13 protein-coding genes and 1 tRNA gene are annotated in these 13,922 nt (G+C 31.1%); 13 read left to right on the top strand and 1 reads right to left on the bottom strand.

Annotated elements, in window-relative coordinates:
• Window positions 1-309, bottom strand: a 309-nt coding sequence (locus tag KFW21_05770; protein ID MDK2818938.1) for a hypothetical protein, incomplete at its 3' end; no start/stop codon positions are given.
• A gap of 164 nt (window positions 310-473) precedes the next feature.
• On the opposite strand from KFW21_05770, the gene KFW21_05765 reads away from it, so the two are divergent.
• From KFW21_05765 to KFW21_05705, 13 genes are all read left to right on the top strand, one after another.
• The gene (locus tag KFW21_05765; protein ID MDK2818937.1) at window positions 474-1,061 is read left to right on the top strand and encodes a hypothetical protein; all 588 of its coding nucleotides are present in this window, start codon (window positions 474-476) and stop codon (window positions 1,059-1,061) included.
• Window positions 1,062-2,171 carry a tRNA 2-thiouridine(34) synthase MnmA gene (mnmA, locus tag KFW21_05760; protein ID MDK2818936.1) on the top strand — a complete coding sequence of 370 codons (1,110 nt, stop codon included), beginning with the start codon at window positions 1,062-1,064 and terminating at the stop codon, window positions 2,169-2,171.
• 15 nt (window positions 2,172-2,186) lie between these two features.
• The gene (def, locus tag KFW21_05755) at window positions 2,187-2,732 is read left to right on the top strand and encodes a peptide deformylase (GenBank protein MDK2818935.1); all 546 of its coding nucleotides are present in this window, start codon (window positions 2,187-2,189) and stop codon (window positions 2,730-2,732) included.
• 9 nt (window positions 2,733-2,741) lie between these two features.
• On the top strand, window positions 2,742-3,674 hold the full coding sequence (fmt, locus tag KFW21_05750; protein ID MDK2818934.1) for a methionyl-tRNA formyltransferase: 933 nt from the start codon (window positions 2,742-2,744) through the stop codon (window positions 3,672-3,674).
• 28 nt (window positions 3,675-3,702) lie between these two features.
• Entirely contained in the window at window positions 3,703-4,884 is a 1,182-nt protein-coding gene (locus KFW21_05745) for a PASTA domain-containing protein (protein MDK2818933.1), read from the top strand.
• The gene (locus KFW21_05740; protein MDK2818932.1) at window positions 4,874-5,527 is read left to right on the top strand and encodes a ribulose-phosphate 3-epimerase; all 654 of its coding nucleotides are present in this window, start codon (window positions 4,874-4,876) and stop codon (window positions 5,525-5,527) included. Before KFW21_05745 ends, KFW21_05740 begins: the two co-directional genes overlap by 11 nt.
• A gap of 75 nt (window positions 5,528-5,602) precedes the next feature.
• A tRNA-Val gene (locus KFW21_05735) sits at window positions 5,603-5,677 on the top strand.
• 416 nt (window positions 5,678-6,093) lie between these two features.
• Entirely contained in the window at window positions 6,094-6,951 is an 858-nt protein-coding gene (locus KFW21_05730) for an SDR family oxidoreductase (GenBank protein ID MDK2818931.1), read from the top strand.
• A 26-nt stretch (window positions 6,952-6,977) separates the two neighbouring features.
• Complete coding sequence (locus KFW21_05725; GenBank protein ID MDK2818930.1) at window positions 6,978-8,018, top strand: mannonate dehydratase; 1,041 nt, start codon at window positions 6,978-6,980, stop codon at window positions 8,016-8,018.
• Window positions 8,019-8,035: 17 nt separating this feature from the next.
• Window positions 8,036-9,445: a glucuronate isomerase gene (uxaC, locus tag KFW21_05720; protein MDK2818929.1), complete on the top strand. Its 1,410-nt coding sequence runs from the start codon at window positions 8,036-8,038 to the stop codon at window positions 9,443-9,445.
• 252 nt (window positions 9,446-9,697) lie between these two features.
• Window positions 9,698-10,552, top strand: coding sequence for a hypothetical protein (locus KFW21_05715; protein MDK2818928.1), 855 nt, complete (start codon window positions 9,698-9,700; stop codon window positions 10,550-10,552).
• 53 nt (window positions 10,553-10,605) lie between these two features.
• Window positions 10,606-12,411 carry a beta-glucuronidase gene (gene uidA / locus KFW21_05710; protein MDK2818927.1) on the top strand — a complete coding sequence of 602 codons (1,806 nt, stop codon included), beginning with the start codon at window positions 10,606-10,608 and terminating at the stop codon, window positions 12,409-12,411.
• Between the two features lie 91 nt (window positions 12,412-12,502).
• Window positions 12,503-13,906: a glycoside-pentoside-hexuronide (GPH):cation symporter gene (locus KFW21_05705; protein MDK2818926.1), complete on the top strand. Its 1,404-nt coding sequence runs from the start codon at window positions 12,503-12,505 to the stop codon at window positions 13,904-13,906.
• Window positions 13,907-13,922: the final 16 nt, after the last annotated feature.

The raw sequence follows: 13,922 nt of genomic DNA, 5'->3' as shown, positions 1-13,922 counted from the left end.
TCCTGCTTCAGGAGCATTATTATCAGCATCAACCTCTTCTTCGTAACTAGCTTCTTCCCCATAATCAGCATCAACCTCTTCTTCGTAACTAGCTTCTTCCCCATAATCAGCATCAACCTCTTCTTCGTAACTAGCTTCTTCCCCATAATCAGCATCAACCTCTTCTTCGTAACTAGCTTCTTCTTCATACTCATAATCTTGTGATACAATCGGTATAGTAACTAAACTCATATAAAGTGCCATAATTATGAAAAAGCCGTATTTTCTTAAAATTTTCTTATTATTTGTCATATTTTCCCACTCTTTCATTTAAATAAATCTTCCTTAATTAGATTATCGGAATTTTATAAGAAAAATTAATATTTTTTATAAAAATTATCAATATCGTCCATCTATCTTTAATAATATAATATAATAGATAGCCTCATTATTTGAATATTGACATATTAGGCATTATATACTATGATATAGATATGAAAAAAATTATATTTATCACCTTATTTTTATTATTTTCCTCTTCTTTATCTTTTACACAAGATACTACAAATCCTAACGATTCTCCTCTAACAAACTCTCTTGAAGACACTAATAACAGTGAATTTTTAGATAATTTTTATGTTGGTGTAGATAGTGCAAATACTCCAGATACAGATACTGAAACTCCAGCAATGACATTACTAAGAGTTTTATTAATAACAGGAATACTTGCTTTTTTAACATGGATCTTATTAAAATTCTTCTTCAAAAGAAACGCTTTATCTTTGTCTACTGCTGGTCATTCTATAGAAGTTCTTGCTACTGTTCCTGCAGGATTAGGATCTTATTTTGTGATTGCCAAGTTAAGCAATCTCTATTATCTTTGTTCTCTTTCCAACGATGGTCTGCGTTTATTAGACAAAATTTCAGATCAAGAAGCTATTGATTTTATAGAAATTAATAGGGCTCAAACACTCCCTCAAGATATCAAATTTGTTGATTTATTAGAAAATCTTCCTGAAGGTCAACCTAAAAAAGCTTTAGAATTTTTACGCGAAAAAATTACCAATCTTAAGAAGAAATAAATGACAATAACTAACAAACAAAAACATGTATTCATCGGCATGAGCGGTGGAGTTGACAGCTCTGCTTCTGTAAAGATACTTCTTGATCAAAACTACAAAGTTACTGGTGTTACTTTTGTCGGATTAGGCAAAGAAGAAAAACAATTACAAACAGGTAAAAGCTCTTTTTTAGGCAAATCTTCTCGAAAGTGTTGTTCTGCCGAAGAAGTAATCGTAGCAAAACAAGTATGTTTTGGTTTAGGTATAGAACATATCACCTTGGATTTGGCAGAAGTATTCAAAACAATGGTAAGAGAACCTTTTTTAAATAGCTATCTTAATGGTGAAACTCCTAATCCTTGTATGCTCTGTAATCGATTTGTAAAATTAGGTGCTCTTGTAGATTTTGCTCTAAAAAATGGTGCTGATTATGTAGCAATGGGACACTACACAGGGGTAGAACTCATTGATGGAGAATATCTTCTCAAAGCAGGAAAAGACCAAAACAAAGATCAATCTTATTTTTTAGCACTTCTCAAACCTGAAATTTTACCCTATTTGATTTTTCCACTTGCCAACAAAGAAAAACACGAAGTCAGAGATATTGTTAATTCTACTACTTTTCCTATTAATGGAGATAAGGTGGAAAGCCAAGATATTTGTTTTGTAGATGATGACTATAGAAATTACCTAAAACAACAAGGTGTTCCCAAAAATGAAGGCATGATGCTTCTTGATGGTAAGAATGTCGGTACTCATGAAGGTGTAGCTTTTTATGCACTTGGTCAACGAAGAGGACTTGGGATAGCTGTAGGAAAAAAAATATTCATCAGAAAAATTGATGCTCCAAATAATCAGATAACCCTTGGTGACAAACCAAAAAGTATTGAGTTTACAGTTAGTGATCTTAATATTTTTTCTTCCAAATTACAAGATGGTGAATGGGATATACAAACCAGATATAGATCTTCTCGTATCCCTGGAAATATTAGTTTTATTGATAAAAATACAATAGCAGTCACCTTATCAGAAGCTCAAGAAATCATTACTGTTGGGCAATACGCAGTATTTTATAAAAACAACTATATCTATGGTGCTGGAAAAATTATTGCTACAAAATTATTAGATTGATAACAAGGAAATATCATGGCTATACAACAAATCGTGTCTTATGGGCATCCAGCCTTGCGTAGACCAGCACAAAAAGTAATAGAAATTAATGATGAAATACTACAAATTATTCAAGATCTCAAAGATACCCTTCAACATGTTGGGGGATTGGGACTTGCTGCTCCTCAAATAGGTATAGAAAAACAAATCTTTATTGCCGATCTTGCTCTTACAAAAGAAAGAAAATATATAGGCAACAAAGTAACTTTTATCAATCCTGAAATTATCTATACTTCTAAAAAAACAGACTTAGATAATGAGGGCTGTCTTTCTCTTATTGATATTCGTGGCAATGTATCTCGTCCTATAAAAATAAAAATGCGTGGCATGGTACCTTCTGGGACAATGAGAACAATAGAAACTACAGGATTTTTTGCTCGTGTCCTTCAACATGAATTTGATCATCTACACGGAAAATTGTTTATTGATTATTTTTCAGCTACAGAATATGAAAAAAATAGAGATAGAATCAAACAATATATAGTAGATAATAAAAAAATATTACCAGAAATTTTAGAATAGAAGGCTCTTGTGAAAATCATATTTTTTGGAAACAGTCAATTTTCTATGGTACCTTTACAAAAAATGATAGAATCATTTGAAGTTGTTGCTGTTGTAACTGCGCCCGATTCTGTTGTTGGAAGAGGTCAACAAAAATCCCGTTTCAACCCTATAAAAGAACTTGCTTTACAACATAATATACCGATACTACAGCCAGCAAAATTAAAAAATAATACCAATTTTCATCAAGAGCTTAGAGGCTTCAATGCTGATTTACATATTATTGTATCTTATGGCAAAATAATCCCTAAAGATTTGATAGAGATTCCCAAATATAATACAATTAATTTACACTCTTCACTCTTACCAAAATTACGGGGGGCAGCTCCTATACAATATGCTCTTTGGCAAGGTCTTACACAAACAGGTAACACTGTTCAATTTATTTCTGAAGGCATGGATGAGGGTGATATTATAGATCAGAGCATGGTAAATATTGATCCCGATGATAATTATACAATCTTAGAACAAAAACTAACTCTTAATGGTGCTGAGCTTTTAAAGCAAAGTATTTTAAAAATTCAAGCAAATATTGTTACTCCTATACCTCAGAATCATAATGAAGCGACTTATACCAAATTGATCTCTAAAGAAGATGGAATTGTTTATTTTTCTATGAGTGCTGATGAGATATATAATGCTTTTCGTGCTCTTAAAGAAAAACCTGGTATCTTTTTACCATTAGAGTTAGGGAATATTAAAATTATAGAGTGTGAATTACACCCCTTAGCAAATTCTAACATAGAGGGTGAAATCTTAGCGATCGAAAATAATAATATTATCGTGTCTTGTTATGAAAATTGTATCTCCTTAAAAATAATACAAGCTCCAAACAAAAAAGCCTTAAGCGGAAAAGATTTTGTAAATGGTAATAGATTAAAAATAGGATCTATACTAAAATGAAAATACAGTAGTCAAAGAGGATTTATTTATGATGAAAATTAATAAAGAAAATTTAGAAATTATACTTACAAAAATAAAAACTAACTTCATAATATATTTTAAAAATACTAAACAATTCATCATTCAATGGAGTAATCCTCAAACATGGTCAGAATATTTTATTCCTGAAAATCCTGCTGAACATCCTCGTTTGGTTAGATTTTTATTTTTAACATTAGGATCTGTATTAGTTGTTATCTTTATAATTTTTATTATCTCATTTACTATAGTAAGAATATCAATTCCTACGGTTCGTGTACCTTCTGTTGCGAAAATAGATATTACCGAGGCTATCACTATTCTTCAATCCAATCGCTTAAAAACAAGATTTGATATTACCTACGATGATACTCATCCAAAATATCAAGTTATTAAACAATATCCTGCCTCAGGATCTTCCGTGCGTGAAGGACGAGAAGTGAATCTTACAATTAGTTTAGGTGGAGATTTGTATGTAGTTCCTGAACTATGTCAATTAAACAAAGAAACGGCTGTTAATCTTTTAAATCAAGAACGTATTCCTTATAGTATTCAAGTTATTCCAGTGGGCGATAAAGAATTAAACAAAGTAGTGGCTATGAGTCTTCCTATAGGATCTACGGTACCAAGAGATACTGTATTAGTAATCACAATTACCGATGCTATCCTAAAGAATCAATATAAAATGGATAATTTTATAAGACAACCTTTAGAATTTGCAGCTAACACTTTATTTAATAATCATATAACACCTATTATTGTTACCGTTAATGTTGATTCTTTAGCAGACGATGGCATAATCTTAGAGCAAAGTACTGTAGAAGGTGAAATTTTAATGAAAAACACTAGTGTTGTGTTAAAAGTAGGTCTTTATGCTTACAATCAAGGTGACAAAGAAAAATTAAACTGGTATGTATTTCATTTTAATATTCCGAAAGTAGAGGGTTATCAACAACAAATTATTATCACTAATGAGGATGGTACTTTAGAGGATAGCTCTGATGGAGAAAAACAAACAGCTAAATTTTATAAAGCTGTTTTAGAAGATGAACTTGGTAGAACGCGTACTCTTTATGAAAGAATGGGGGCTGAGGGTTCTTCCTTTATTCGTGTTTTCAAAGCTTATGGAAAAGCTAAAATTTATGTATATGCTAATGATGATATTATAGGTAGTAAAGAATATGGTCAATAGAACATTACAAATTTTACCTTCTATTTTTGCAGCCGATGTTAGTAAAATGGAATCTGAAATAGAAAAAATTAAACAACATGATATTCAAATGATCCACTATGATGTTATGGACAATCATTTTGTGCCTAATATTTCTTTTGGACCATTATTTATCCAACAAATAATTCAATCAACGCCTAATATCAAAGCTGATATTCATTTAATGATTGATTTACCAGGACATTGGGAGACATATTTGGATTTAAATCCTTCTGTACTAACAGTACATTTAGAAGCTGGTAATCCCATTCTGATTAAATCAATACTACAACAAATAAGATCCAAAAATATTCTTGCTGGCATATCTATAAAACCAACAACTCCTATCACCGTGCTAAAAGAATTCTTAGGTGAATTTGACCTTTTATTGATTATGAGTGTAGAACCTGGATTTTCTTTTCAATCCTTTATTCCAGAATCTGTTATCAAGATTCAAGAAGCGCGCAAATTATGTGGAGATAATATTATTATCCAAGCTGATGGTGGTATTTCACAAAAAAATATATTAGAATTAAAAAAAGCTGGATTAGATTGGTTTGTAATGGGTGGTGGATTTTTTAAAGAAGCAAATATACAATCTATGTGCCAATCTTTATTATCTTAATAAAAGAATGATAAAAACATGAAGAATACTATTGACAAAATATAATATATATTTTATAATATATTTCATTAAAGAGGGCGTTTAGCTCAGTTGGTCTAGAGCATCTGCCTTACACGCAGAGGGTCGTAGGTTCGACTCCTACAACGCCCAATCAAAAAAAAACTGAATTATTAATAATAATTCAGTTTTTTTTTGATTATATCTAGTTTCAGTACTCTATTCTAACTTCCTTTCAAAATCTTTATAATGTATTATACAGCTTTAGATGAATTATGTCATATCTGTGCTGTATACTTTATTATAACAATACTGCTATTTGTTTATATTATATACATATAATCTTTAATAAATAATATTTCTTAAAACCTATTTATGCAAAACAAAAATATTATTATTATATCTTTAATATCTAAATCAATTAAAAATAAAGAATTAAATGAATATTATGACTATTACATTTTACACTTTACAAAAATCAAAGCTAACTTTATAATATATAAGATATCACTGATCGTCAAAAGATAATAATTTTAAACAACTTAAAAAAATTCAAATAAGGAGAATATATGAATATTCCTTTTAAAGTAGATTTAAAAGATCAGGTAGCGATAGTAACAGGTGCTGGTGGAATCCTATGTAGTGAAATGGCAAAAGCATTAGCGTTATGTGGTGCAAAAGTAGTTGTAGCAGATAGAACATTAGAAAGCGCTCAAAATATTGTAAAAGAAATTGAAAATCTTGGTGGAGAAGCCATGGCTGTAGTATTTGATGTTCTTAACAAAGATGAAATCATCAAAGCAAAAGATGAAATTATGACAAAATGGGAGAAAATCGATCTTCTTATTAATGGCGCTGGTGGTAACTCTCCTTTGGCAACAACAACTATGGAAAATTGTATGCCAGACACTTTATCAAACAAAAAAGAAGGCGATATAACTTTCTTTGATCTCCCTTTAGAAAATATGCGTTGGGTTATGGATCTTAATTTATTTGGAACTATTTTACCTTGTCAAGTATTTGGAGAAGAAATGGTAAAAGCACAAAAAGGAAATATTATTAATCTTTCTTCTATGAATGCTTTTATCCCTTTAACCAAAATTCCTATGTATAGTGCTGGAAAAGCTGCTGTAAGTAACTTCACACAATGGTTAGCAACACATTTAGCTCCTGTAGGGATTCGTGTAAATGCCATTGCTCCTGGATTTTTTGAAACCCATCAAAATGAAAAATTGTTAAGAAACGAAGATGGATCTTACTCTGCAAGAGCAAACAAAATTATCTTAGGAACTCCTATGGCTAAATTCGGTGTTCCTCAAGATCTTATAGGTTCTATTTTATTTTTAGCTTCTGATGAAGCAAGTGGATTTATTAGTGGAATTAATATGCCTATTGATGGTGGATATTCTGCTTACTCAGGCGTATAAATATATACAAAAATAAGGGGGATATTATGTATATGACATTCAGATGGTATGGACCAAATGATCCTATTAATTTAAATTATATTCGGCAAATACCAAAAATGAAAGGAATTGTTAGTTCTTTACATGATGAAGCAACAGGTGCTGCATGGGATTTGGCAAAAATTATATCTTATAAAAAAAACATTGAATCTTATGGATTAAATTTCAAAGTGATTGAAAGTGTACCTGTACACGAAGATATCAAATTAGGACAAGGCTCAAGAGATGAATATATAGATAATTATATCACTACTATCAAAAATCTTGCTCAAGCAGGTTTAGAAGTGATTACTTATAATTTTATGCCGGTATTTGATTGGACAAGAACATCACTCAACACTCCGTTTCCTGATGGATCTAATGCCCTAACCTACAAACATAAAGATATCATGGCTATGGATCCAACATCTCCAGATCTCACTCTACCAGCATGGGTAAAATATAATAATCAAGAGCTTCGTGGATTATTAGAAGCTTATAAAAATGTAGATAATGAAGGGCTTTGGAAAAACTTAGAATATTTTTTAAAAGCCATCGCCCCTATCGCACACGAAAACAAAATCAAACTCGCTATTCATCCCGATGACCCACCTTGGTCAATTTTCGGATTACCAAGAATTATAACTAATAAAGCAGCTTTAGAGAGAGTTCTTTCTATTGTTGATGTTCCCGAAAACGGTCTTTGTTTTTGCACAGGATCTTTAGGAATTTCTCCTGAGAATGATTGTGTTGATATGGTCAAAACATTTGCAAGTCAAAAACGCATTCACTTTGCACATGCCCGTAATGTAAGTATTGATGGCGATCATGATTTCTCAGAAGTAAAACATACTAATGATGTTGGAAATATTGATTTTACTAAAATTCTTAAAGCATATTTTGATGCAGGATTTGACGGTCCCATAAGACCAGATCATGGTAGAATGATTTGGGGTGAAACAGGACTTGCTGGATATGGGCTTTATGATAGAGCTTTGGGGGCTACCTACCTACAAGGTATCTGGGATGCTTTTGAATCTACAAAATAAAGTGAAGGACAACCCCTATGAAAACTTTCATTACAGATCAATTTTTATTAAAAAATAAAACTGCAGAATATTTGTATCACGATTATGCCAAAGATATGCCTATCATTGATTATCATTGCCATTTGTCTCCTCAAGAAATAGCAGAAGACAAGCATTATCGTTCTATTACAGAAATGTGGTTAGACGGAGATCACTACAAATGGCGTGCTATTAGATCTGCCGGTTTTTCAGAAACAGCAATTACAGGGCATTTAGGTGATCCAAATCATGATAAAGAGCGTTTTGATACTTGGGCAAAAGTGCTTCCCCAAACTCTAGGAAACCCTCTCTACCATTGGACTCATCTAGAATTATTACGCTATTTCAATATAGAAGAACTACTTACACCAGAAACATCTGATGCAATTTATAAACAAACAAATCATATCATCAATCAAGATACTTTTTCTGCAAAAAATCTGGTAAGAAAATTCAATCTTAAATTTATTGGAACCACAGACGATCCTATAGATTCTCTTGAATACCATAAAGCTATCGCTGATAGTAATTTTGAATGCAAAGTATCTCCCTCTTGGCGTCCTGATAAAGCTCTAAAAATAGAGCTCAACAGTTTCAAAGATTATATTCAAAAATTATCTTCCGTATGTGGATTCTCTATCACTTCTCTCTCCGAATTAGTCTCTGCTCTAAAAGGCAGAGCTTCCTACTTCAAAAAACATGGTTGTACTATTTCGGATCATGGCTTGGATGAATTCGTATTCACCAGAGATTTTACAGAAAATCAAGTTGCTCATATTTTTAAAAAATCATTAAATAATGAAGTATTGAGTACCCAAGAAATCGTTCAATACAAAAGTTATCTGCTTATAGAATTAGGGCAACTATACAATCAATATCATTGGGTAATGCAACTGCATATAGGTGCATTACGAAATAATAATACCAAAATGTTTAATATTTTAGGTGCTGATTGTGGATTTGATTCTATCAATGACAAAAACTATGCTCCTGAATTATCTGCGTTCTTAGATTCTTTGAATATGATTGATTCTTTACCACAAACTATTCTTTATTCTCTTAATCCAAGAGATAACGAAATGCTAGGAACAATGGTAGGTAACTTCCAAGGTAATACTCCTGGAAAAATTCAATTAGGATCAGGTTGGTGGTTTAATGATCAAAAAGATGGTATGCAAAAACAATTAATAGCCTTATCTAGTTTGGGATTGTTAACACAATTTGTAGGTATGCTCACTGATTCTCGTAGTTTTTTATCATTTGCTCGCCATGAGTATTTCAGAAGAATTCTCTGTAATATGATAGGATCATGGGCAGAAGAAGGAGAAGTACCTATGGATTTGAATTATTTAGGTACTATCGTCAAAGATATCAGCTATAATAATGCTCATCATTATTTCAAAATATAAAACATTTATTATTATTTAATAATAAGAAAATAAATAAGAACACAAATTAGTTAATCACATATTAATTAAAAATAAATATTAAATAAGAACATAAATCAGTTAATTACACATTAATTAAAAAGTCAATAAGAAATCAATAAGAAATTAATAAACACTAATTAAATAAGAAATTAATAAATTCATCTTAACAGCTTCAATAGATATACGTATAAATTTATATAATTTTTTATAATTACACAATGGGGGGTAATTATGAAAAAACTATTTTTAACATTTATTATTTCAATATCATTAATAAATAATAATTATGCACAAGAAACTACCGAAACAAAACCAAGAATCGGATTTAGAATGTTTAATATGTATGTAGAATCTACTTTTGGTGATAGTCTAGCACCAGATCTAGCATCATCCGGTTTAAAGCCATGTTTGGATATGAAAGCTAATTACATACATATGCTTCCAAATGTACCTTGGCTAGGATTTGGTTTTACAGCTCAATTTCAGTATCAATTAGCAAAGTTTCAACCTGGATCTTTAGTACCAATAGATCCAAATGAAGGTAAATTACCAAAATCTGCTACTATTGGTGCAGCCATTCAATTAGGACCTGTATCTTTCGGTATAGATCTTACAGGAAAACTTTCTATGTTTATATTTCAAACATGGAAAGTACCACCTCCTAGGGGATTTGTTGATAATAGTATCACTATAATTTTAGAACAAGGTATTATGGTTAATGGTACCGGATATGTAACTAAAGATGGTAGTCAAATAATGAATCAATATATTATGACTGACGGTCAACTACGCTTTCGTTATCTTATGAAACCAGTATCTTGGTTTGGACTTCAGTTGGAAACAGTCTTGTTTTGGTTTCCAGTATTTCATGCTAGTGGGATGGTCACCGATCCTGCAAGTGCTATGATGATGCGTTTTAATCCTCGTTTTAATTTTTATATTAATAAAAATTGGAGTGTATTTGGTGAACCTAGAGTATTTGTACTGGGTCTTGGCAAACAAAACGGATTCCCTGGAGCTCCAGATCATAGACTTGCTTTAGAATTTAAAGTAGGTATTAATTACAATATAACCTGGATAGATTAAATTAAAAGTGAATTATTAGATCATTAAACTATTAATAATATAAGGAGCATACTATGCTATATCCTATTATGACAGAAAGCCGTCAAGTTATTTCATTAAATGGAATTTGGAACTTCAAACTTGATCAAAATCAAAATGACGAAGGAAAAGGGTTTTCAGAAAAATGGTTCGAAAATTCATTAACAGAACCTATGTCTATCGCTGTACCAGCATCGTTTAATGATCTACATGAAGGTAAAGATTTTAGAGATCATATAGGTTGGATGTGGTATGAAAAAGATATTACTGTTCCTAATTCTTTAAGAGAAACTTCAGAAAGAATTTTACTTAGAATTGATGCAGCTACCCACAAAGCCAAAGTATACTTAAATGGAAAATTAATCATGGAACATATAGGTGGTTTTATTCCTTTCGAAACAGAAATTAACCAATACTTACAAAAAGGTAGTAATAGACTAACTATTGCTATTTGTAATATTACTGATTGGACAACACTTCCAGCAAGTGGAATGACTTTAATGGATACTCCATCAGGTAAAAAAAGAGTTTATAATGGTATGCCTGATTTTTACAACTATGCAGGACTTAATAGATCTGTTCGTATTTATACCACTCCTAGAGATTTTGTTCAAGATATTTCTATCGTGCCTAGTATTAAAGGCAAAGACGGAGTTATTGATTATTCTATAGAAACAGTAGGATCAGGATCTATAACTGTAGAAGTATTAGATAAAAATAAAAAATCAGTGGCTAAAGCTGCTGGAGCAAAGGGGACAATTACTATTCCTAATGCAAAATTATGGAATCCTGGAGATGCTTATTTATATACTCTGCGTGTTAATTTTGGAACAGATATATATGATGAAGAATTTGGAATTCGTACTATAGAAGTCAAAGATGGCAAATTCCTTATTAATAACAAGCCTTTTTACTTTAAAGGATTTGGTAAACATGAAGACGCTCATATAAATGGGCGTGGTCTCAACGAAGCAATGTATATTAAAGATTTTTCTCTTATGAAATGGATCAATGCAAACTCATTCCGTACTTCTCATTATCCTTATTCCGAAGAAATTATGCGTTTAGCAGATAGAGAAGGTATTGTTGTTATTGATGAATGTGCAGCAGTAGCCGTTCATATGAATTTTGGTTTTTCACTTATGGGTGGAAAACACGAAAAAGTAAACACTTGGGAAAAAATACAAACAATGCCTCAACATAGACAAGCAATGGAAGAACTTGTAAAAAGAGATAAAAATCATCCTTGTGTAGTGATGTGGAGTCTCTCTAACGAATCTGCAACAGAAGAGGTAGGAGCAAAAGAATATCATCAAGAGCTTTATGATCTTACTCGTACTTTAGATCCTCAAAAAAGACCTATTACTATTGTAACTCATATGATGAGTACTCCAGATGTTTGTCAAATAGCAGATATTACCGATGTTTTGGCATTAAATAGATATTATAGTTGGTATATCTTCAATGGAGAAATCGAAGATGGGCGTATTGCATTAACTAAAGAACTAGAAGCTTGGGGGAAACGCTGCCCTGGCAAACCTATTATGTTTACTGAATATGGAGCAGATACTATTGCTGGAATGCATGATACAACTTCTGTAGCATTTACAGAAGAATATCAAAAAGAATATCTCGAAATGCATCATGAAGTCTTTGATACATTCCCAACTTTTATTGGCGAACAAATTTGGAATTTTGCGGATTTTGCAACAACACAAGGTGTTATGCGTGCTCAAGGCAACAAAAAGGGAGTCTTTACCAGAGATAGAAAACCCAAATTTGCAGCACATTATTTAAAAGATCGTTGGGGATCTATTCCTAATTTTAATTACAAAAAATAAATTATCAACAATTCTTTCTTTGAACTCTTTTAAAGAAAGAATTGTTTTTTTAATTAATCTTACTCAAACTAATTAATCAGGAGTAAAAAAAATGAATATAACAACAAAACCTTTTGGTTTTAAAGATAAGATAGGTTATTTTTGTGGAGATTTCGCAAATGGATTATTCTTTTCTTTGACAGCCTCCTATTTAACTTTATTTTATGTAGATATTCTAGGTATCAGCGCTGCTTCCGTGGGTTTATTATTAGTATTGGCTAGAGTTTGGGATGCTATCAATGACCCAATACTAGGAACTTGGATCGACAATCAAAAACCAACTCCCATGGGTAAATTCCGTCCATGGATTCTAAGAATGGCAATGCCTGTAATAATATTTGGTATGCTTTCTTTTGCAACTTTTTCATCTTTATTAGATGCACCTTTATATATCAAATTAATATATGCTTATGTTACTTATATCGGATTTGGAATGAGTTATACTGCTATTAATATTCCTTATGGATCTTTAGCTTCTGTAATATCAGATAATGAAATAGATAGAACATCTCTTTCTATGTTTAGATCTTATGGTGCCGTCGCTGCTTCTTTAACAATAAGTATGTTGATTCCTATTTTTGTATTCGATGAAAATCGAATGCCTCAAGCAGAAGGATTTTTTAAAGTTTCAGTTATATTCGGTATATTAAGTATGATTTTTTATACTATATGTTACAAATTAACTACAGAAAGAATTGTAAATACTTATACAGGTCCTAAAAAAATAGATCTTCTTGTAACGATGAAAGATATTTTTAGAAATAAACCTCTATTATTACAAATGTTCTCAGGTATGACATCTATTGGAGTTTTTCTTGTATTAGGTACTTTAGGACCTTACCTTTTTAAAGATTATTTCCAAAATACTAATGCTTTAGTACTTAATGGATTATTAGGTGTTATTGCTATGGTAATTGTTAGTTTATTTCTAAAAAAATTAGTAGCTAAATTTGGTAAAAAATCTACTGCTGTTGGAGGATTATTTATTTATAGTATATGCTCATTTTTATTTTTTTTATTACCAATCACTAATGTTTATCATTATTTTATTTTAATGGGAATAGGTATGTGTGGTATGACTACTAACACTCTTCTTACTTGGGCTTTTATACCTGATTGTATTGATAATCATGAATATCTTACAGGAAAACGTGAAGAGGGTACTATTTATGCGATCTATTCTTTTTCTCGTAAAATAGGTCAAGCTGCTGCTGGATTTTTTGGAGCTTATGTATTAATATGGGTAAAATATATTGCAAATCAACCAACACAATCTATTGAAACTATTCAAGCCATTAAGGTATACGCTAGTCTTCTTCCTGGTATAGGTACATTAATAATAGCAATAGTATTAATGTTATTTTATCATCTTGACAAAGATCAAGTTCAACATATTACAGAAACACTAAAAAAACGTAGACAAGAGCTAAAAGATAGTAATACTCTTACAGAATAAAAATTAATATTAATAA

This window comes from Spirochaetota bacterium, from assembly GCA_030154445.1.
Classification (GTDB): domain Bacteria; phylum Spirochaetota; class Brevinematia; order Brevinematales; family Brevinemataceae; genus Brevinema_A.
This window is presented reverse-complemented; position numbering and strand designations above follow the sequence as displayed.

Excerpts from the sequence above, each read along its gene's own strand:
- KFW21_05765 (MDK2818937.1), top strand. The coding sequence starts at position 474 with ATGAAAAAAATTATATTTATCACCTTATTTTTATTATTTTCCTCTTCT.
- def (MDK2818935.1), top strand. The coding sequence starts at position 2,187 with ATGGCTATACAACAAATCGTGTCTTATGGGCATCCAGCCTTGCGTAGA.
- mnmA (MDK2818936.1), top strand. The coding sequence starts at position 1,062 with ATGACAATAACTAACAAACAAAAACATGTATTCATCGGCATGAGCGGT.
- KFW21_05715 (MDK2818928.1), top strand. The coding sequence starts at position 9,698 with ATGAAAAAACTATTTTTAACATTTATTATTTCAATATCATTAATAAAT.
- KFW21_05730 (MDK2818931.1), top strand. The coding sequence starts at position 6,094 with ATGAATATTCCTTTTAAAGTAGATTTAAAAGATCAGGTAGCGATAGTA.
- KFW21_05745 (MDK2818933.1), top strand. The coding sequence starts at position 3,703 with ATGATGAAAATTAATAAAGAAAATTTAGAAATTATACTTACAAAAATA.
- uxaC (MDK2818929.1), top strand. The coding sequence starts at position 8,036 with ATGAAAACTTTCATTACAGATCAATTTTTATTAAAAAATAAAACTGCA.
- KFW21_05705 (MDK2818926.1), top strand. The coding sequence starts at position 12,503 with ATGAATATAACAACAAAACCTTTTGGTTTTAAAGATAAGATAGGTTAT.
- KFW21_05740 (MDK2818932.1), top strand. The coding sequence starts at position 4,874 with ATGGTCAATAGAACATTACAAATTTTACCTTCTATTTTTGCAGCCGAT.
- uidA (MDK2818927.1), top strand. The coding sequence starts at position 10,606 with ATGCTATATCCTATTATGACAGAAAGCCGTCAAGTTATTTCATTAAAT.
- KFW21_05725 (MDK2818930.1), top strand. The coding sequence starts at position 6,978 with ATGTATATGACATTCAGATGGTATGGACCAAATGATCCTATTAATTTA.